General features: G+C 29.4%; 19 protein-coding genes. 12 read left to right on the top strand and 7 right to left on the bottom strand.

All coding sequences use genetic code 11. The features are described 5' to 3' along the window. The first annotated feature begins 16 nt into the window (after positions 1–16). Both IPM32_03935 and IPM32_03930 read left to right on the top strand, forming a co-directional pair. Positions 17–394, top strand: a complete 378-nt coding sequence (locus IPM32_03935; GenBank protein MBK8944403.1) for a response regulator — start codon at positions 17–19, stop codon at positions 392–394. A gap of 1 nt (position 395) precedes the next feature. After that, positions 396–1,580 carry a SpoIIE family protein phosphatase gene (locus IPM32_03930; protein MBK8944402.1) on the top strand — a complete coding sequence of 395 codons (1,185 nt, stop codon included), beginning with the start codon at positions 396–398 and terminating at the stop codon, positions 1,578–1,580. A gap of 41 nt (positions 1,581–1,621) precedes the next feature. Here the strand turns inward: IPM32_03930 and IPM32_03925 are convergent, their stop codons facing one another. Further along, positions 1,622–1,945, bottom strand: coding sequence for a hypothetical protein (locus tag IPM32_03925; protein ID MBK8944401.1), 324 nt, complete (start codon positions 1,943–1,945; stop codon positions 1,622–1,624). 26 nt (positions 1,946–1,971) lie between these two features. Further along, complete coding sequence (locus IPM32_03920) at positions 1,972–2,967, bottom strand: SDR family oxidoreductase (GenBank protein ID MBK8944400.1); 996 nt, start codon at positions 2,965–2,967, stop codon at positions 1,972–1,974. 140 nt (positions 2,968–3,107) lie between these two features. Here IPM32_03920 and IPM32_03915 point away from each other — a divergent pair, with 140 nt between their 5' ends. Further along, positions 3,108–3,542 carry a lipocalin family protein gene (locus IPM32_03915; GenBank protein MBK8944399.1) on the top strand — a complete coding sequence of 145 codons (435 nt, stop codon included), beginning with the start codon at positions 3,108–3,110 and terminating at the stop codon, positions 3,540–3,542. Positions 3,543–3,545: 3 nt separating this feature from the next. On the opposite strand, the gene IPM32_03910 is transcribed toward IPM32_03915, so the two are convergent. Together IPM32_03910 and IPM32_03905 are read right to left on the bottom strand one after the other, a co-directional pair. Next, on the bottom strand, positions 3,546–5,711 hold the full coding sequence (locus tag IPM32_03910) for a TonB-dependent receptor (GenBank protein ID MBK8944398.1): 2,166 nt from the start codon (positions 5,709–5,711) through the stop codon (positions 3,546–3,548). Further along, entirely contained in the window at positions 5,708–6,256 is a 549-nt protein-coding gene (locus tag IPM32_03905) for a hypothetical protein (protein MBK8944397.1), read from the bottom strand. Before IPM32_03905 ends, IPM32_03910 begins: the two co-directional genes overlap by 4 nt. Before the next feature lie 144 nt (positions 6,257–6,400). Between IPM32_03905 and IPM32_03900 the strand changes: the two genes are divergently transcribed. The 3 genes from IPM32_03900 to cysK all read left to right on the top strand — a co-directional run bounded on the left by IPM32_03900 (position 6,401) and on the right by cysK (position 10,127). After that, complete coding sequence (locus tag IPM32_03900; GenBank protein MBK8944396.1) at positions 6,401–8,089, top strand: glucose-6-phosphate isomerase; 1,689 nt, start codon at positions 6,401–6,403, stop codon at positions 8,087–8,089. Positions 8,090–8,349: 260 nt separating this feature from the next. Next, positions 8,350–9,192 (top strand): serine acetyltransferase, encoded by an 843-nt coding sequence (locus tag IPM32_03895; protein ID MBK8944395.1) that lies wholly within the window; start codon positions 8,350–8,352, stop codon positions 9,190–9,192. A gap of 23 nt (positions 9,193–9,215) precedes the next feature. Beyond that, positions 9,216–10,127 carry a cysteine synthase A gene (cysK, locus tag IPM32_03890; GenBank protein ID MBK8944394.1) on the top strand — a complete coding sequence of 304 codons (912 nt, stop codon included), beginning with the start codon at positions 9,216–9,218 and terminating at the stop codon, positions 10,125–10,127. A gap of 62 nt (positions 10,128–10,189) precedes the next feature. Here the strand turns inward: cysK and IPM32_03885 are convergent, their stop codons facing one another. Then, entirely contained in the window at positions 10,190–11,470 is a 1,281-nt protein-coding gene (locus IPM32_03885; GenBank protein MBK8944393.1) for a hypothetical protein, read from the bottom strand. Between the two features lie 131 nt (positions 11,471–11,601). Here IPM32_03885 and IPM32_03880 point away from each other — a divergent pair, with 131 nt between their 5' ends. Next, positions 11,602–12,591 (top strand): NAD(P)-binding domain-containing protein, encoded by a 990-nt coding sequence (locus tag IPM32_03880; GenBank protein ID MBK8944392.1) that lies wholly within the window; start codon positions 11,602–11,604, stop codon positions 12,589–12,591. 139 nt (positions 12,592–12,730) lie between these two features. Continuing rightward, positions 12,731–13,504, top strand: coding sequence for a ParA family protein (locus IPM32_03875; protein ID MBK8944391.1), 774 nt, complete (start codon positions 12,731–12,733; stop codon positions 13,502–13,504). 1 nt (position 13,505) lies between these two features. Here IPM32_03875 and uvrB read toward each other — a convergent pair whose 3' ends face one another. Both uvrB and IPM32_03865 read right to left on the bottom strand, forming a co-directional pair. Further along, on the bottom strand, positions 13,506–15,518 hold the full coding sequence (uvrB, locus tag IPM32_03870; protein MBK8944390.1) for an excinuclease ABC subunit UvrB: 2,013 nt from the start codon (positions 15,516–15,518) through the stop codon (positions 13,506–13,508). A 73-nt stretch (positions 15,519–15,591) separates the two neighbouring features. Further along, positions 15,592–16,239 carry a DUF2807 domain-containing protein gene (locus IPM32_03865; protein ID MBK8944389.1) on the bottom strand — a complete coding sequence of 216 codons (648 nt, stop codon included), beginning with the start codon at positions 16,237–16,239 and terminating at the stop codon, positions 15,592–15,594. Positions 16,240–16,396: 157 nt separating this feature from the next. Between IPM32_03865 and IPM32_03860 the strand changes: the two genes are divergently transcribed. The 4 genes from IPM32_03860 to hisC all read left to right on the top strand — a co-directional run bounded on the left by IPM32_03860 (position 16,397) and on the right by hisC (position 20,701). Next, positions 16,397–17,125 carry an esterase family protein gene (locus tag IPM32_03860; GenBank protein ID MBK8944388.1) on the top strand — a complete coding sequence of 243 codons (729 nt, stop codon included), beginning with the start codon at positions 16,397–16,399 and terminating at the stop codon, positions 17,123–17,125. A 238-nt stretch (positions 17,126–17,363) separates the two neighbouring features. After that, positions 17,364–18,230 carry an ATP phosphoribosyltransferase gene (locus IPM32_03855; GenBank protein MBK8944387.1) on the top strand — a complete coding sequence of 289 codons (867 nt, stop codon included), beginning with the start codon at positions 17,364–17,366 and terminating at the stop codon, positions 18,228–18,230. 144 nt (positions 18,231–18,374) lie between these two features. Continuing rightward, on the top strand, positions 18,375–19,658 hold the full coding sequence (gene hisD, locus IPM32_03850) for a histidinol dehydrogenase (protein ID MBK8944386.1): 1,284 nt from the start codon (positions 18,375–18,377) through the stop codon (positions 19,656–19,658). Continuing rightward, positions 19,655–20,701 carry a histidinol-phosphate transaminase gene (hisC, locus tag IPM32_03845; GenBank protein ID MBK8944385.1) on the top strand — a complete coding sequence of 349 codons (1,047 nt, stop codon included), beginning with the start codon at positions 19,655–19,657 and terminating at the stop codon, positions 20,699–20,701. The genes hisD and hisC overlap by 4 nt, the downstream gene beginning before the upstream one ends. The last annotated feature ends 7 nt before the right edge of the window (positions 20,702–20,708 follow it).

Below are 20,708 nucleotides of genomic sequence, written 5' to 3'. Positions count from 1 at the left end.
TTAAAAGGAGTTAAGCTTGAAATTATTAGTTGTTGATGACGAGCAAGATGTTCAATTTTTATTTCAACAAAAGTTTAGAAAAGAAATAAAATCCGGTAATGTACAAATCAGTTTTGCATTAAATGGAATATCGGCATTAAATCTCATTGAGTCAATTGAAAATAAATATGAATACTGCATGCTTACCGATATTAATATGCCTGAAATGACCGGATTGGAGCTCTTGAAAAAAGTTAAAATGAAATATCCCAAATTAAAAGTAATTATGATTACTGCCTATGGTGATGAACAAAATTACAATCTTGCAAAAAATTTGGGAGCGGATGATTATTTTACAAAACCTTTGGAATTTAATGAATTAAAAACAAGATTAACACAACTTGAGGTAGCTTAAAATGACTAATAATATTTTTCAGCCCGTTAATATACTTGTTGTTGATGATGAACCCGATTTAGAACTTTTAATTTTGCAGAAATTCAGAAAAAAAATTAGCGGAAACGAGTACTCATTTCATTTTGCAAAAGATGGTGTGGAAGCTTTAAATATAATATCAAATAATTCTACAATAAATTTGGTTTTAACAGATATTAATATGCCGGTAATGGATGGTCTAACGCTTCTTTCAAAATTAAATGAATTGCAAAACAAAATTTTAAGATCTATAATTGTTTCCGCATACGGAGATATGGAAAATATTAGAACTGCTATGAATAGAGGTGCGTTTGATTTTATTACAAAACCAATTAATCTAAAAGATTTGGAAATCACAATTGAGAAATCACTAAATGAGATAGAATTATATAAGCAAGCAATTTTATCTCGTGAAAAATTAATTGCTTTCCAACAAGAATTGGAAATTGCAACTTTGATTCAAACATCAATACTTCCCAAAACATTCCCAGCATTTCCTCAACGAACCGAATTTGATATATATGCAAAAATGATTCCGGCAAAAGAAGTTGGCGGTGATTTATATGATTTTTTTCTAATTGATAAATACCGATTAGGAATAATTATTGGGGATGTTTCCGGTAAAGGAATTGCAGCTGCAATGATGATGGCGGTTTGCAAAACATTACTTAAAGCTACTGCATTAAATGGTATTCCAACTGACAATATTTTATATGAAGTTAATAATATTTTGGTAAATGAAAGTCCTATGGGAATGTTTGTAACAGTTTTTTACGGTATTCTTGATACTCGGAACGGTTCATTTGAATATACAAATGGAGGACACAATTTGCCATTCTTAATTTCTAACGATGGGGAAGTAAAACAACTTGAAAATATTGGCGGGCTTTTATTGGGGGCAATTAAAAATGTTGAATACCAATCAAATATAATTTCAATTAAACCCGGTGAAAGTCTAATTCTATATACAGATGGTATTACCGAAACTTTTAATGAAAATAATGAAGAATTTGAAGAAGAACAATTAATTCAAACTTTAAAAAATAAGAATGAACTTAATGCAAAGGAAATTGTAAACAGTATCATTTCAGAAGTTCAAAACTTTTCTAATGGAAATGAGCAATCCGATGATATAACTTGTTTAGTGTTAAAATATTTATATAAATAGAGTTTTAGAACGAACTAACTTTATTTACAACTAAGATTAGCTTAAATCAACCCTTCATTTTTATTAACATTTTGTAATTCAAATTTTATACCGCCAAATTTTTTAGAAATCAAATTATAAATTGCAACAACTATAACATTAATTACAGTTCCAATTACTGCATAAAAAATTGGTAGAATGAATATGAATATTCCGCTTATAAATGGTAAAACCCCGGTTTCTAATTCATCGCTATTTGGAATAAAATTAGATACAAAAGAAAGAATCAATCCAATTGGAAGAAGAATTATGAAAGTAAGTATGAGGTAAAGTATAAATGAATAAAGGGCAACGGAACCAATATCGAACTTTTTAATTTGGTACATGGCAACTCCAATTATATATTGTGAAATTATCGCAAAAAAATTTCTTCGTAATCAGTAATAATTTTATCAATTAAATTATTACTTTCTTGTTTAATGATTCTTCTTTCTTGTTTTGCTTCAAACCAATTTATTGTTTCCTTAATTCCAATTTTAAACGGAATTGTAGCTTTAAAATCCGGCACAAATTTCTTGATTTTCGTGTTATCAAAAATTACACTATAAGATTTATCGCCTAATAAACTGCATTTAAGTTGTTCATCATATTTACCAATAAAATCCGATGGAATATGAATTATATTTGGTTCATTATTTACTGCTTCGGCAATTGCTTCATAAATTTGATTCCATGTTAAAAGTTCATCTGAAGTAATATGAAAAGATTCTCCAATTGCTTGTTGATGACCAAGTAAACCGATAAATCCTTTTGCAAAATCTTTAGAATGAGTAACAACCCAGAGTGATGTTCCATCTCCATGTACAATTATTTTTTTCCTCTTTTTTATTCTATCAACCACTGTATATTCATTCCAAGGTCCTACAGAAATAGGGATTACAGTATCATATGTATGCGAAGGCCGAACAATAGTAACTGGGAAATCATTATTTCTATAAGCTTTCATTAATGTTTCCTCACATTCAATTTTATCTCTTGAATATTGCCAAAAAGGATTTTTCAGAGGAGTTGATTCTGTAATAACTGGTGAAGCCGGTGGCTTTTGATAAGCCGATGCAGAACTAATAAAAATATATTGATTAGTTTTTCCGGAAAATAGTTTAATATCTTTTTCCACATCATTTTTGTTGAAAGCAATCCAATTTACAACAGCATCCCAAGAATGATTTTTTAATAAATTTTCACTTTGCTCAAAATTGGAATAATCGCAAATTATTTCTTTTGCTCCGTGTATTTTATTTTCGGAATTTCCTCTATTTAATAAATATAAATCAATTCTTTTTTCAAGACACAGTTTGCTAACTTCTGTGCTAATATTTCCGGTTCCTCCAATAAATAATACTTTCAAATTTCACTCATTTGTTTTTTTAATAAATGTATTTTCAGATTATAAAATTGATTAAAAAAATTGAAAGAAATTGAGAAATTTTACTTTGCAAAATATTATTTTTATTTTGTTAAATAAATCAAAGAACAGAAAGGGAAGAAATGAAGAAACACAATTTCACATACATTATAATTTTATTATTAACCGCAATAATAATTTCTTGCAGTGATGATAAATCTTCCACGGAGCCGGAATTAGTTATCGATCAAGCTTTAGTGGGAACTTGGGATTTAACAAAAATTATAGCAAAGCTCGGAACTTCAAATTTAGAATTAACTCCGGAACAAGCTGGATATTCAGTTACTGCGGTTTTTAAAGATGATCTTACATTCCAATCAACTACCACGGAAAGTGATTCTGTAACTGTTGATGCCGGAACTTGGGGAACAAAAGACGGCACGCTTACAATAACAATTAACGGAGAAGAACCGGAATCTTCACCATATGTGGTTGAGGGAAATATTGTTACTTTGGAATCAACTGTTCCATATCAAGGTTTTGAAATTGATGCAACTCTAGAATTTACAAAACAGTAAATTCTAAAAAATAAATTCTGTGCTTAAAGAAAAATTTCTTACTGGAGCTAAATTACCAATTAGCTCCACGTAATTATAATTCAATAAATTTGATATACTAAAAAATATTCTGCCGGGTAAATTAATTTGAAAAAGATTTACTCCGACCCGAGCATCAATTACAAAAATTTCAACTCGTTTGTCGCCATCTGGAACCAAGCCCAAATCGACAAACTCATTATCAATCTTTTCAACTCTGCTCAAATATCTAAAATCAATTCCGGATTCTACAAAATCCTTTTTAAAATCAATTCCGGCTATTACTGAATTTTTTGGTCTGTACTTTAAAAATTCGTTATTCTCGATATCGATTGCCCACAAATAGTTATAACCAAATTTCAAACTCAAATTTTCCGAAAATAATTTTGTTGCAGAAACTATTTCAAATCCTTGAATTCTTGCACGAGTAAGATTTTTGAAAATTATATCTCCGAAACTATCAAAAGATGGTTCAATCATTTCAAAATATTCATTATTAAAAATTGCAAAATCAATATTAATTGGATCCAAAATATTTGTATTTATTCCGGTTTCAAAAGATAGACTTGATTCGGAATTTAAATTTGGATTCGGTTTAACCGTTACACCGCTTGTGGTTGTTGAAGTAAAAGCTTCCGCGAGCGAAGGAGTTCTAAATCCTTTCCCGAATGAAGCTCTGATAAATGTATTATCATCAATTTTATAATTCAATCCTATTTTAGGAGAAAGAGAATTTTCGTTATCTAAATTTTCAAGTTTGGAATGATCATATCTTAATCCCGTTGATAAATTTAATCTTTCAAAAAGTTTAAAATCTAATTGAGAAAAAATTCCAAATGAATTTGAAGATCTGTTTCCAAAAATTGTTGAGCCAACTTTGTTATATTGATGTTCAACACCGGAAACCAAATTTATTTCATCAGAAAATTTGTAATTAATTCTTAATTCATTTCTATATAATTGGCTTGAAGATTTATTGCTGCTTTCAGATTGATCTTTCCAGAAACTAATGTATGCGCTTGGTACAAAACTTATCGATAAATTTTCATTATAAATATGATTGAATTTTAAGCCAAAAATTGTTCGATCGGAATTTATTGATTGCCCCAAATCTGCATCAGCTGGAACTAAAGCATTTTGCAAATCTTTCCAATAAATGAACGTACTTTTTTCGCGTGTGTATCCGGTTCCCCAAAATGAAAGAGAAGTATTTTCGGAAAAATTATAATCAGCTTTTAAAAATGCAGAATATCTAATTTGATTGTCATTTTTTCTGTAACTCAAATCTTCAAATCTAGAAAGTGATGCAGATAAATTTAAATTTCCAAATAATCTTGAATGAGAAATTGATTGCCGATTAAAGCTCAAAGTTTTATCAGTCCATTTCCATTCATCGTGTGAAGGATTAGAATAAATTCCGCCTTCTAATTTTACTAACGTTAACGGATTTGTAGAAATTTTATTTGTGATAATATTTATAATTCCGCCAATTGCCGATGAACCATATAAAGAACTAGACGAACCTTTAAGAATTTCAATTCGCTCAATTTCATTTACAGGAATTAATTCCCAAATAATTTCTCCGGTATCCGGAGTATAAACTGGAATTCCATCAATTGCAACAAGCACTCTTGTTCCAGCGCCGCGGCTGTATCCGCTTGATCCTCTTATGCTTATTTGATCTTGCGTCATTGTTATTCCCGGAACATAACGAAATGCATCATCAACTTTTTGATAATTTTTTTCGGCAAAAATTTTTGAATCAAGAATATAACTGCTTGATGAAATTCCTCGTAAATCTTGTCCGAATTTATTTGCGGAAATTATTAATTGATCGAATTGGTAACTCGTCGGCGTAAGTTTAATATTTAATTCGAATGAGTTATTATTTATTTGAATTAATTCTGATTTGAATTTTGTAAATCCCACAATACTTGCGGTTAAAAAATAACTTCCATTTTTTATTTTGGGAATATTAAAAAATCCATTTTCATCAGTTGCAACTCCAATTAAAGTTCCTTCAATAATAATATTTGCGCCCAACAACGGAAGGTTAGAATTATCAGTAACTTTTCCTTTTATGCTTCCGAATTGAGCAAATAAATTTTCTGAAACTAACAATATTATTATTAGAAAATAAAAATTTTTCATTCGTCACTTTTCTTAGATTCAAAAAAAGATTTTAATAAATTTTGAATTTCACTTGGTGGTTGCGGAGGCGGATTATTAAAATCACAAAGTATATTTACATTTTCAATAAACGTACCTTGCGGAATATTTAAAATTCCGGGTTGTGCAGAATCATCATTTGAAGTATAAATTCCCGCAACAATCCAATCATTTCTATCTAAAGAAAGAGTGTCCCTAATTGTTTGTGCAACAGCAACATAAGAATAATCGCCGAATTCAATATTCGATAAAACTGCATTCTCGCTATTTGTAGAATAATTAAAATTATTTGAACCAAACGGAATTGAATCGCTTACAAATTTTAAATTAAATATGCTGAAATCACTAATTGATAAAAGCGGATCTTTAAATGCTACAACGTAAGTCTGCTTTGCCGCGGAATTCCAATTCCCGATAAATGTTACAGTTCCTCCAAAGCCCGCCTTCTGGTCGGCATTTTCCGGCGATAAACCTTTATCGCAAGATAAAAGCAAAAATAAAAATGGTAATATTCTTAGTGCTCTCATAACCTTAAAATAACAAGTGAAATTTTAATAAACAATATTTGTTGATTTGTTGAAATAATAAATTTATAAGTTTCTCAACATCAATGAAAAACTATAATTTAGTTTTTATATTTTTGAATAACAAAAAAATAACGTGAGATAAAAATGGAAAATGTTTTTGTAAAATTTTTTTTAAATAATTATGAACAAGAAATTAATAAGTCAATTCAAAAATTGGTTGATGAGAAAATTGTAAAAAGGATTTGGGAAAAAGATTTTACAGTTTGGTCAAACTCACCTAAGGAAATTACAAATAGACTTGATTGGTTAAACAGCGCAGACGAAATATTATCACATCTTGAAGAAATAAATTCATTTGTAAACGAAATTAAATCAGAAGGATATACTCATGCTTTGTTATTAGGAATGGGCGGATCAAGTCTTGCGCCGGAAGTTTTTTCATTTTCATTTGGGACAAAAGAAAATTTTCTTAATATGAAAGTTTTAGACAGCACTGATCCCGATGCAATTTTTGATTTCACGCAAAATTTAGATCCGCAAAAAACATTATATATTGTTTCAACAAAATCCGGCGGAACAATTGAAACTTTATCTTTCTTAAAATACTTTTTTACATTTTGCCAAAATAAACTTGGTACAGAAAAGGTAAGCAGACATTTTATTGCAATTACAGATCCGGGCAGCGGACTTGAACAAATGGCACAGCAATTAAATTTCAGAAAAATATTTGTGAACAATCCCAATATTGGCGGAAGATATTCCGTGCTTTCGTTTTTTGGTACGGTTCCCGCCGCACTTATTGGAATTGATCTAAATAAGTTTTTGGGAAATGCAAAACTAGTTGTTGAAGATTCAAAAAACAACAAAAACATTAGTGCAGAAATTGGAGTAATTTTCGGTGAGCTTGCAAAATTGGGAAGAGACAAACTTACTTTTGTTTATTCGGAAAAAATAATTTCGTTTGGAACTTGGGTTGAGCAATTAATTGCTGAAAGCACCGGAAAAAATGGAGTTGGAATTTTACCAATCGAAAGTGAAAGTTTGGAATCTCCGGAATTTTATGCGAACGATAGAGTTTTTGTTTATACACATTTTGATAACGAAAATTCAAATTCAGAGAAAATTGAAAAACTTAAAAATGCCTGTCATCCGATTATTGAAATAATTTTAAATGATGAATATGATTTAGGCGGTGAATTTTTCAGATGGGAATTTGCAACGGCAGTTTCCGGCTGGGTTTTGGGAATTCAACCATTTGATCAACCTAACGTTGAATCTGCAAAGATTGAAGCGAAAGTTATGATAAATAATTATTTAGAAAAAGGCGAACTTCCTCAATTAAATTTTGCAATTGAAGAAAATGGAATTAAACTAAGCGGAAATACAAATCAGCAAAATTTAAAAAATGCAATTCATGAATTTTTGGCAAATTTAGATAAAGTAAAATATAATTATGTTTCAATTCAAGCATATATTACTCCAAATTATGAAACATCAAATTTGCTTCAAAAACTTAGAACAATAATTCAAAAAAAATATAAAACTTCTGTAACTATTGGATATGGACCAAGATTTTTGCATTCAACCGGACAATTGCACAAAGGTGATGCCGGAAACGGTTTGTTCATACAATTTACTTCAAATAGAAATGAGGAAGTTGCAATTCCAAAAGAAATTGGTAAAGATGAATCAGAATTTTCATTTGGAGTTTTAATTGATGCTCAGCTAATGGGAGACCGCCAAGCATTGTTGAATAATAATAGAAAAGTAATTACAATTCATTTGGGAGATAATGTAAGCTCAAATATTGATAAAATTAACAATTTGATTTAACATACGTAGCCGCAGACATTTGTCTGCGGTAATTTTATAAAAATAAGAATATCCCAAATTTATAAGTTGACACAGAGTCTTTTATTTTTTATTATTTGATTATGAATATTCTTGCACACATAGAAATCTTAAGCAATCCAAATTTAACACACGGATACCATTCTACCTGCATCTGTTGATGCTTCAAATATTTTCTAACTAATTACAAATTTTAAAAATCCTAAGAATTATTCTTTTGAATAATTGGAGTTTATTTTATCATGAATACAAATTTTAGCAAAATTTCAAAAACTTTAATTGAAAATCGAAAAGAACATAAAGTTATAAAACCAATAAAAATTGAAGCACAAAAATTTATAAACGATTTAATGCAACTACTTTTCCCTCATTTTGCATCTGATATTTATTATTCGGAACAAGATATTGAAAGTAAATTAATTTTACTAAAACGCAATCTTAAATCACTTTTAATTTTACTTAACAATAATTCCATCGAAAACATTGATGAAATATGTGATAATTTCTTCGAGGAAATTTATGATATTAATTCAGAATTGTGGAATGATGCAAAAGCAATTTATGAAGGAGATCCCGCTGCGCATAATATTGATGAAGTAATTTTAGCTTACCCGGGATTTAGAGCAATTGCAATTTATAGATTTGCGCATATTTTATTCAATCTAAAAGTTCCGATTCTACCAAGAATCTTAACTGAATACGCACACCAAGAAACGGGCATTGATATTCATCCCGGAGCAAGAATTGGTCATTCCTTTTTCATTGATCACGGAACTGGAATTGTAATTGGCGAAACTTGCGAAATTGGAAATAATGTAAAAATTTATCAAGGTGTAACTTTGGGTGCGTTAAGTGTTGATAAAAATTTAGCGCAAACTAAAAGACATCCAACAATAAATGATAATGTAATTATTTATGCTCAAGCCGTAATTTTAGGAGGAAATACTGTAATTGGAAAAAATAGTATAATTGGCGGAAATGTTTGGTTGACTGAAAGTGTTTCGGAAAATTCAATAGTCTATCATAAAAGTGAAGTTCGATTAAGAAAAACAAGTGAACCGGAACCATTAGAATTTATTATTTAATTAATTTCAAGAAAGGCAAAAAAATGAAAGCAGAAAATATATTACAAACCATAGGAAATACACCACATCTTAAAATAAATAAATTATTTGGCGATAAAACTAATGTTTGGATAAAACTTGAAAGAGCAAATCCCGGTGGAAGTATAAAAGATAGAATTGCTCTTTCAATGATAGAAGATGCGGAGCAAAAAGGAATATTAAAAAAAGATAGTATAATTGTTGAACCGACTTCCGGCAATACCGGTATTGGTTTAGCAATGGTTGCCGCAGTTAAAGGTTACGAATTAATTTTAGTAATGCCGGAATCAATGAGTGTAGAAAGAAGAAAAATCATGTCGGCATTTGGTGCAAAATTTGAACTAACTCCAAAAGAAAAAGGAATGAACGGCGCAATTGAAAAAGCAAAAGAAATTGCAAACTCAAATCCAAATGCATGGATTCCGCAACAATTTGAAAATCAAGCAAATGTTGATATTCATACTAAAACAACAGCCCAAGAAATTTTAAATGATTTTCTGGAAGGAATAGATTATTTAATTACCGGAGTTGGAACTGGCGGACATATAACCGGAGTTGCGCAAGTTTTAAAGAATAAATTTTCTCATTTAAAAGTTTTTGCTGTTGAACCAGTTTTATCCCCGGTAATTAGTGGAGGAAAACCTGGTCCGCATCCGATACAAGGAATTGGGGCCGGATTTATTCCTAAAAATTTAAACACAAATTTGTTGGATGGAGTTATTCAAATAGAAAAAGAAGAGGCTTTTGAATTTGCACAAAGAGCCGCAAAGGAAGAAGGTCTATTCGGAGGAATTTCTTCCGGTGCAACTTTGGCTGCAATTAATAAAAAATTGCCTGAAATTTCTGAAGGTACTACAGTCTTGGGTTTTAATTATGATAGCGGAGAAAGATATTTATCAATTGCAGATTTATATTAAAATTAGTTTGCAGTGAATAATTTTGAAGAAATTTAACAGTAGAGATTTGATAAATCAAATCTCTACTTTAATAATAACATAGATTTTGTTTTAGAAAAATTATTGAATTGCAATCTGTAAAAATAAATTCCACTTGGTTGAAAATTTCCATCAAACTGAATTTCATAATTTCCAGGTTTTTGAATTTCATTTACAAGCGTATTATTTTCTCGACCTAAAACATCAAATACCTTTAAAGTTATTTTCACATTGTCATTTAGATGAGCCAGCCGCATCTGGTAAACTTGCGACGAGAAATCTCTGAGATTTCTCTCTTCGATCGAACTGACAGAAAAAGATGGAATAGAATATTTTATTGTTGTTGTAGGATTAAACGGATTCGGATAATTTTGATAAAGTTCAAAACTCGAATTTAATTTTTCATCAAATTTAATATTTGTTGTATTTTCTTTCGGATGCTTTAGAAAAAAATCCCAAATTAAATTTGTTGCATTTATCTGCTCAGAAACCGGATCAGCACCAATTCGCGGAATTGTTCCTCCGGGCCAAGAATGTCCGCCATCATAAGTTACATATAAATCAATATTTTTTTCATCATTGCAATTCGTCCAAGTTTTATAAAGATATTTTCCTGGTTCATCAAAAACAATATCAATTTTATTACAGTTATTAATATTTGCCCATATATTTAAAACAGAATCTAAAGGCGGATATTCATAATTTGCTGTGCCATCCCCCAAACCTCCTTCAATTGGAACGCTGTCATCCAAAAATGAATGCAAATGAATAATTGGAATTGAATTTACCGGTTCAAAAAAATTTTCATTAACCATCATTGAAGCAACCGGAGCAATTGCCGCAATTCTATTGCTTAATTCAGCAGCTAATCTATAACTCATCATTCCGCCGTTTGATAATCCGCTTGCATAAATTCTATTTTTATCAATTTTATATTTGCTTTCAATTGTGTCTACCAATGTTGAAATAAAATCTACATCATCAATATTTGTATTTGCGGAATATCCGTAGCAGCCACCGGCATTCCAAGTTGTAATGTTTATCGGACTTTTTACTCCTTCCGGATAAACTACAATAAACGGAATTTTTGCCGTATCAGCTTTTATGCTAAATTGTGATTGTTCTTCAATATTGTATGCATTTCCAAATCCTCCATGCAAAACCAAGACAAGTGGGTATTCTTTATCTTCATTTGAACTATATTGTGGTGGAAGATGAGTTAAATAAGTTCTCCATATTTTATTATGATAAAGAGAATCATATTGTGGAAAAATATTTATTGGGAAAAGTAAAATAGTTAAGTAAACACATAGGAGTTTTTTCATAAAACTTAATTGGAAATTTACAAGTTTAATAAAATTCGAATTCTTAATTATGTTATTTTCGATTGCGAAAAGTAAAAGTTGAATCTGATTAAAAATTCATTCATCATATTTTGTAAAAAATAAAGGATAAAATGTACGAAATATTAATTATTGGTGCTGGTCCGGGTGGAATTAGTCTTGGTGTGGAAGCACATAATTACGGAGTTTCAAAAGATAAAATTCTAATTTTGGAAAAATCCGCAGAACACTCATTTACAATAAAAAAATATTATCCAGATAAAAAATTAGTTACTGCAAATTATAAAGGATTTACGCCGGTTTGCACAGGAGTTATGTGTTTAACAGATTCAACCAAACATGAAACAATTTCTTATTTGGATAAAGCAATTGAAGATAATGAATTAAATGTTCATTACAATGAAACTGTTTACAAAATTGAAAAATCTGAAACTGATAGTACTTTTAAAGTAATTTCAGAAAATAATATTTATCAATCAAGAATTGTTGCAATAGCCGTTGGAATTTTAGGAAAACCAAATAAACCGGATTATAAAATTCCAAATGAACTGAAAGAAAAAGTTTTGTTTGATTTAACAACTTTTGAAATAAAAAATTCTAAAGTCCTGGTTGTTGGTGGCGGAGATTCAGCTTCGGAATATTGCCAATTTTTATCTGAAGATATTGAAAACAATAATGTTTATTTAAGTTATAGAAAAAACGAATTCTCTCGAATGAATAATATTAATAAAGAAAGTTTGTTAGCACTTGCAAAAAACAAAAAGGTAAACCTTCTATTAAATTCAAATATTAATAAATTAATAACACATAATAATAAACCAATTGTTAGATTTGAGGAAGATATATACGGAAACATCGAATTTGATTATATAATTTACGCTTTAGGCGGAAGCACTCCGGAAAATTTTCTTAAAATGATTGGTATTGAATTTAACGGACCAGAACCAATTCTAAAAGAAGGTTATGAAACAAATGTTTCCGGATTATTTTTAATTGGAGATTTAAGTGCCGGACAAAAAGGTGGATCAATAATTTGGGCTTTTAATTCCGCAAATTCGGCAATGCAAAAAATCTGTGAAAAATATTTGAAATGTGATATATAAAGTACCTCAAATTTTAAAAAATTATCCCCCATTAATTTTTTAAGACTTGATCTAGTTCATATAATAATTGTAAAAATTTTTGTATAATTAACCTGGAAATGTAGTGTTATCTTTTGAATAGGTTTGGGGGACCGATTCTTTGGGAAAAGTGATTTCTGTTATTCTTCCGAAAGGTGGAGTTGGAAAAACAACTTCTGCCGTGAATCTTGCCATAAAGTTTGCCAAACAAAATTTTAAAACTCTACTTGTTGATTTAGACCCAACAGCATCATGTTCTCTATCCTTAGGTTTTACTGAAGAAAATATTTTTGGCGATGTATTTGATGTTTTTAGTTATTCAAAAACCATTGATAAAGTAATTCATCCAACCGAAATTGAAAATTTATTTTGTATTCCTCAAATGAAATTAAACTCTGTTGAGGAAGGAAGACAAAATAGATTAATTGCAAATAATTTCTTGTTAAGAAATATTATAAACAGCATTAGAGCAAATTATGAATTTATTATTTTTGATTGCCCGCCATATTTATTTGGAACAACATCACTTGCATTAATTGCTTCAGATTCTGTAATTGCACCAATTAGAACGGATGAATATTCTTTAGATGCTATAAAAACTTTAGCTAAAAGAGTTGAGTACGTAAAAACTTTGTATAATAGAAATCTAAAAATTGACGGAATATTTTTAACTGTATACGAAAGAAATATAAAAGCTGCGTTTAAAATTAAAGCCGAATTATATAAAAGATTTCCGAGATTAATGATGAATGTTTCAATTCCCAAAGATGTAAATATGATGAATGTAACTTTTAGTAAAAAACCGTTGAGTATAATTTTACCCAATTCAAAAGCTTCTTTGGCTTATAAAGAATTGGCTTTAGAGCTGATCGCAAAGTATAATATAATGTTTTAATTTATTTAATCATTTTTCTAAGTTTTTCAATTTCATCACGTAATCCTGCAGCTTTTTCAAATTCCAAATCTTTGGCGGCGTTTAACATTTCTTCTTCAAGTTGTTCAATTAAATCTTTTTTCTGATCATTTGTCATATATTTTAAAACCGGTTCCGCAACTTTTGCAAAAGCAGCATCGCTTCCTGGTTCTTTTTTTCTTAATTCTGCAATTGAAGTTGAATTTAAAATGTCTTCCCTACTTTTAAAAATTGTTTTGGGAGTAATATTATTTTCATTATTATATTCAAGCTGTAGTTTTCTTCTTCGGTTAGTTTCTTTTATTGTTTTTGCCATTGAATTTGTTATAACATCAGCATACATAATAACTTTTCCGTTTACATTTCTTGCTGTTCTTCCCGCAGTTTGCATTAACGATCGTTCACTTCGCAGAAATCCTTCTTTATCCGCATCAATTATTGCAACAAGTGAAACTTCCGGCAAATCTAAACCTTCTCTTAAAAGATTTACACCAACCAAAACATCAAAATCGCCAATTCTTAAATCACGAATTATTTCCACTCTTTCCAAAGCATCAATATCACTGTGAATATATCGAACTTTAATATTAATTTTATCCAAATAATCAGTTAAATCTTCTGCCATTTTTTTTGTGAGTGTTGTAACTAACACACGTTCACCAATTATTGAGCGATTTCTAATTTCACCGATTAGATTATCAATTTGACCTTTTATTGGTCTTACTTCAATTTCCGGGTCTAAAAGTCCGGTTGGACGAATAATTTGCTCAATAAATGCACCACCGGTTTTTGTCATTTCATAATCACCGGGGGTAGCGCTTACATAAATAATTTGATTTGTTAAATTCTCAAATTCTTCAAATTTAAGCGGACGATTATCCAATGCTGAGGGAAGTCGAAATCCATGTTCAACCAAAGTTTCTTTTCTGGATCTATCACCCAAATACATTCCGCGAATTTGCGAAACTGTTACATGAGATTCATCAATTATTAGAAGATAATCTTTAGGAAAATAATCAAATAAACAAGAAGGGCGCGAACCTGGAGGTCTTGCATCCATATGTCTGGAATAATTTTCCACTCCGGCGCAATATCCGATTTCTCGCATCATTTCAATATCATAACGAGTTCTTTGCTCAATTCTTTGAGCTTCAAGATATTTTTCTTCTGCCCAATAATATTTTAATCTTTCTTTAAGTTCTTCATCAATTGTTTTAATTGCGTTGGTAACTTGACTTTTTGTAGTAACAAAATATTTTGCGGGATATACCGGAATTGAATCGACTTCTTTTATAAAATCTCCGGTAATTGCATCAATTAAAGAAATTTTTTCAATTTCGTCATCCCAAAATTCTATACGAATTGCTTCTTCATATTGATATGCCGGAATTATTTCTACAACATCACCTCTTGCTCTAAAAGATCCGCGTGTAAATTCTATATCATTTCTTACATAATAAATGTCTATTAAAGAACGCAGAAGTTTTTTTCGCTCAATAACCGCACCTTTTTTCAAAAATATAATTTGCTGAGCATATTGATCCGGCGCTCCGATTCCATAAATACAGCTTACGCTTGCAATAATTATTACATCATTTCTTCCTTCAATTAATGAAGTTGTGGCTTTTAATCTAAGCCGATCAATTTCTTCATTTACGGAAAAATCTTTTTCTATATATAAATCGCGTTTTACAACATAAGCTTCCGGCTGATAATAATCATAATAACTGATAAAAAATTCTACAGAATTATTTGGGAAGAAAGATTTAAACTCAGAATATAATTGTGCAGCAAGAGTTTTGTTATGTGAAATTATTAATGTTGGTTTATTAATATTTGCAATAACATTTGAGATTGTATACGTTTTTCCGCTTCCCGTAACGCCAAGTAAAACTTGATGTTTTTCGCCGGAATTTATTCCTTCCGTAAGCTGTTTAATTGCTTCGGGCTGATCTCCGGAAGGTTTATATGAAGATACTAATTCAAATTTATTCATGTTGGTTTAAAATAAAAATGTCATTTCAATATTTGAAGATAAATAAAATTGAAATGACATCAAGAAATAAAACTTACTTTTTATTTACTGCACCGCCTTTTGAAGTATCAATTGATATTTCTTCCGGATCACCGTAATAATCTACCGAACCGGAACCTTTAACTTTTGCTTTTAATAATTTTCTGGCATTCACTTCAGCTTTTCCATCACCATAAAGATTAACCGTTGCATTTTTGGAAAGCAAATCTTTTGCTAAAAGTTTTCCTTCTCCATCCATTGTAACATTTAAGTAATCAACTTTTCCTTCAATTGTAATTTCACCTTCGCCATCGCTGGAAAGTTCAAAATCGTCTGTATTCAAACCTTTAATATTAATATTACTTTTTCCTTCAGATTCTAATTCAACTAAATCATGTGTGGAAATTTTAATTCTAATTTCTCTAAGATTTGTAATTTTTTCTTTCATTTTGATTGTCAATTTTTCATCATCGACTTTCGTTTCAATAAGCGGAATAATATTATCTTCCGCTTCAATTTTTAAGCTTGAAACTTCTCCACTTGCAATTTCGATATTAAAATTTCCATCAATTTCAATTCTGCTAACGTAATCTAATTTTCTTTCTTCGGTTACGGAATTTCCGCTTCCCTTTATACTTGATGAAAAACAGCCAGCTAAACTAATAGCAATAACAATTAACGCTAAAAGTATTTTAATTTTCATGGATTCCTCAAATCTGTTTAAATATTTATTTATAATATAGTTAGAAAGTTTAAAAAATTACCGATCAAACTTATTTTTTACAAATATAAATTTAAAAAGTTGAATTTTCATTAAGTATGAAATAATTTTACAATTATTTAACATAAATTAAAATAATATGAAAAGAGAAATTCATAAGTGGTATAGCCCAAGTTTATTTAAGGAAATGGAAATTGTTGTTTATGGAAATTATGGAACTCCGCTATTAATGTTTCCAACAGCCGGCGCAGATTTTTTGGAATATGAAAGATTTCAATTAATTGATTCAATTTCTTGGTTTATAAACGAAGGAAAGTTCAAAGTATTTTCAATAAATAGTATAAATAATGAATCGTGGCTGAACAATTCAATTTATCCGCCGCACAAATCTTTGCGTCACGGACAATATAATCAATATATAATTGAGGAAGTTGTTCCTTTTATTTATAATAATTGTAATGGAAAAGTTCCAATTATTACAACTGGAGCCTCACTTGGAGCTTATCATGCAGCAAATACTTTTTTTAGAATTCCCGAAGTATTTAAAGGAACAATTGCAATGAGCGGAGTTTATGATTTAAAGTATTATGCAAAAGGTTATTATGATGATCATGTTTATTTTAATTCACCAATAGATTTTTTACCTAATTCTAATGATGAAAATTATCTCAGCCAAATGAGAAATAATATGGGAATTGTAATTGCTTCTGGTCAAGGCGATTTTGAAGATCCAAATTCTTCAATAAAATTATCAAACATTTTAAATTCAAAAAATATTCCGCACTGGCTTGATCTTTGGGGATTTGATATAAAACATGATTGGCCAACTTGGAGAAATATGCTTCCGTATTTTTTAAGTAAGTTTTAATAAATACACTAAAGTGAATAAAATTACATTTAAATATCTTTAAATTATTTTACAAATATTACTAAGTTGATTTTAAAATATTTATAGCTATTTTTGAAGCAATTATGAAAAACATTTCTTTAATATATCATCATCACCATAACTTACAATTTGTGAGTGTCGGTGAAATTTAAATAAGATGTAAAAAATTTTATAAAAGAACCCCGACAAATGTTGGGGTTTTTTGTTTGAGGAAATTATGGCAGAAAATTTAAAGTTAGCAGTTCAGAAAAAAGGCAGATTGCATGAAAAATCAATGCAACTTTTGAAAAGTTGCGGAATTGATATAGAAAATTTTCAAGATAGATTATTTGTAACTGCATCAAATTTTAATTTGGATATTCTTTTTTTGCGTGATGATGATATTCCGGAATATGTTCAAGATAACGTTGCGCATATTGGAATTGTTGGAGAAAATGTTTTGCTTGAAAAAGGATTAAATGTTGAACTCGTAAAAAAATTAGGTTTTGGAAAATGCTCATTGTCGTTAGGAATTCCGGAGAAGGAAGAATTAAAAAGTATAAAAGATTTGGAAAATAAAACTATCGCAACTTCATATCCAAATATTTTAAATAACTTTTTAGATGAAAATAAAATTTCTGCAAAAGTAATTCAGATTAGCGGTTCAGTAGAAATTGCTCCAACTCTTGGAGTTGCTGATTTTATTTGCGATTTGGTTTCTACCGGAAATACTTTGAAATTGAATAAACTAAAAAAATCTTTTAAAGTTCTAGATTCTCAAGCAGTTTTAATAAAAAGTAAAAAGTTAGAAAATGATTTTGAGCTGAATAATATTTTTAATAAACTTTTGGTTAGAATAGAATCATCGCTTAATGCAAGAAATTCAAAATATATAATGATGAACGTGCCAAAAGATTCATTAGAACAGATTATTAAAATAATTCCTTCATTAAAAAGTCCAACAATTTTACCGCTTTCTGATGAAGGACTTTACGCAGTTCATGCAGTAATTAAGGAAGATAAATTTTGGGAAATTACCGAAGATTTAAAACAAGCCGGTGCTTCTGGAATTTTATCATTACCAATTGAGAATATAATTTTGTAATTGTGTATTCGTCATTGCGAGGAATTTATTCCGAAGCAATCTAAACAGTTTTTGAGATTGCTTCACATCGTCCGCAATGACTGAAAATTTTAAGTTGTCATTTCCGAAGACTTTTCTCGGAAATCCAGAAAATAAAAATTAAATATGAAAACAATAATATTTAATAAACTAACTCAAAATCAAAAAACAAAACTTTTGCAGCGTCCATCAATTGATATGTCAAAAACGTATCAAATTGTTCAGCCAATTTTGGTGGATATAAAAAAAAATGGATTAAAAAGTGTTTTAAGTTATTCAAAAAAGTTTGATGGATTTTCCGGCAAACAAATTAGAGTAACCGAAAGTGAATTTATCCAAAGTGAAAAGATTGTTTCAAATGAATTTAAAAAAGCAGTAAAAATTGCGGTAAAAAATATTACTAAATTTCACAAATTGCAGTTTCCTAAAAAATATTCTATCGAAAACATGAAAGGAGTAAATTGCTCACGAGAATTTAGAGCGATTGAAAATGTTGGACTTTACATTCCCGGTGGAACCGCAATACTTCCATCAACATTGATGATGCTGGCAATTCCAGCAAAAATTGCCGGATGTAAAAGAATAGTAGTTTGTTCTCCGACAAATAAAAATATTACCGCTGAAGTTTTGTATGTTGCAAAATTTTTAGGAATAAATGAATTCTACAAAGTCGGCGGAGCTCAATCAATTGGACTAATGGCTTACGGAACAAACAAAATTAATAAAGTTGATAAAATATTTGGTCCTGGAAATCAATTTGTTGCAGCGGCTAAAGCGCTTGTCAGTATTGATCCAAACGGATGTGCAATTGATATGATTGCTGGTCCAAGTGAAGTTTTAGTAATTGCTGATAAATCTGCAAATCCAAAATTTATTGCATCAGATTTACTTTCTCAAGCAGAGCATGGAAATGATTCACAGGTAATTCTTTGCACAACAAATAAAGATTTCTGTAAAAAAGTTATTGATGAAATAAATAAACAAACTGAAAATCTTGAGCGAAAAGACTTTGTAAAAAAATCATTAGAAAATTCATTTGTAATTGTATTTGAAAATATTGATACAGCAATTGAATTCAGTAATTCTTATGCACCGGAACATCTAATTCTGAATTTTAAAAATGCAAAATCAAAATTATCAAATATTCATAATGCCGGTTCAGTATTCATTGGACAATATTCACCGGAAAGTGTTGGAGATTATGCATCCGGAACAAATCATTCACTTCCAACATATGGTTATGCAAAATCAATAGGTGGAGTTTCAGTTGAACAATTCATGAAAGGAATTACATTTCAAGAATTGAGCAAAGACGGATTAAGAAACATATCAAAAACAGTAATTGAATTAGCAAATAAAGAAAAATTACAAGCTCATGCAAATGCAGTAAAAATAAGGCTCGAACAATGATTGAAAAATTGGTTAGAAAAAATATTTTAAATTTAAAACCTTATACTTCTGCGAGAGATTCTTTTCTTGAAGGAATTTTACTTGATGCAAATGAAAACAGTTTAGGAAGTGTAATTAAAGACGAACACAATCTTCAATTGAATAGATATCCCGATCCGGCGCAAAATAAATTACGGGAAAAACTTTCTGAATATCTTAATGTTTCTAAAAAGAATTTATTTTTCGGTGTTGGATCAGATGAAATTATAGATTTGCTGATAAGAATATTTTGCGAACCTAAAAAGGATTCGGTTTTAATTCCGGAGCCGACTTACGGAATGTATAAAGTAGCATGTGATGTTAATGAGGTCGAAACAATAACTATTCCGCTTGATAAAAAATTTCAAGTTGATGTAAAAACAACTATTGCCGCTGTTCAAAAAAATACAAAAATGATTTTTCTGTGCTCACCAAATAATCCAACTGCAAATTTATTGAGCAAAAAAAGTGTAAATCAAATATTAAAAAATTTCAATGGAATTGTTGTAATTGATGAAGCCTACATTGACTTTAATGAAAATCAATCATTCATAGACGAGTTTAAAAAAAATAGAAATTTAGTAATTATAAGAACATTTTCAAAAGCATGGGGTTTGGCTGGAATACGTTGTGGATATTCAGTTGCTGATGGATTTATTACAAACTTATTATTTAAAATTAAAGCGCCATATAATCTGAATAAATTAACCGCAAATGCAATTTTGGATGCTTTATCAAACGTAAAAAAGAAAAATAGTTTTGTAAAAAAGTTAAATTCAGAAAAAGAAAATTTAGTTATTGAATTGAAGAAAATTAAACAAGTTCAAAAAGTTTATCAAAGTGATGCAAACTTTATATTATTCAAAATTAAAAACGCAACTGATGTTTATAATAAATTAGCTGCTAAAGGCGTAATAATTAGAAACAGAAGCAATCAACTTAACTTAGAAAATTGTTTGCGTATTTCAATTGGTACGCAAAAAGAAAACAAAATATTTTTAGCAAAACTAAAAGAAATATTATGAGAAAGAA

Source organism: Ignavibacteriota bacterium, assembly GCA_016716225.1.
GTDB lineage: Bacteria > Bacteroidota > Ignavibacteria > Ignavibacteriales > Melioribacteraceae.
The sequence above is the reverse complement of the archived record's forward strand: the minus strand, read 5'-3'. Positions and strand labels throughout refer to the sequence as shown.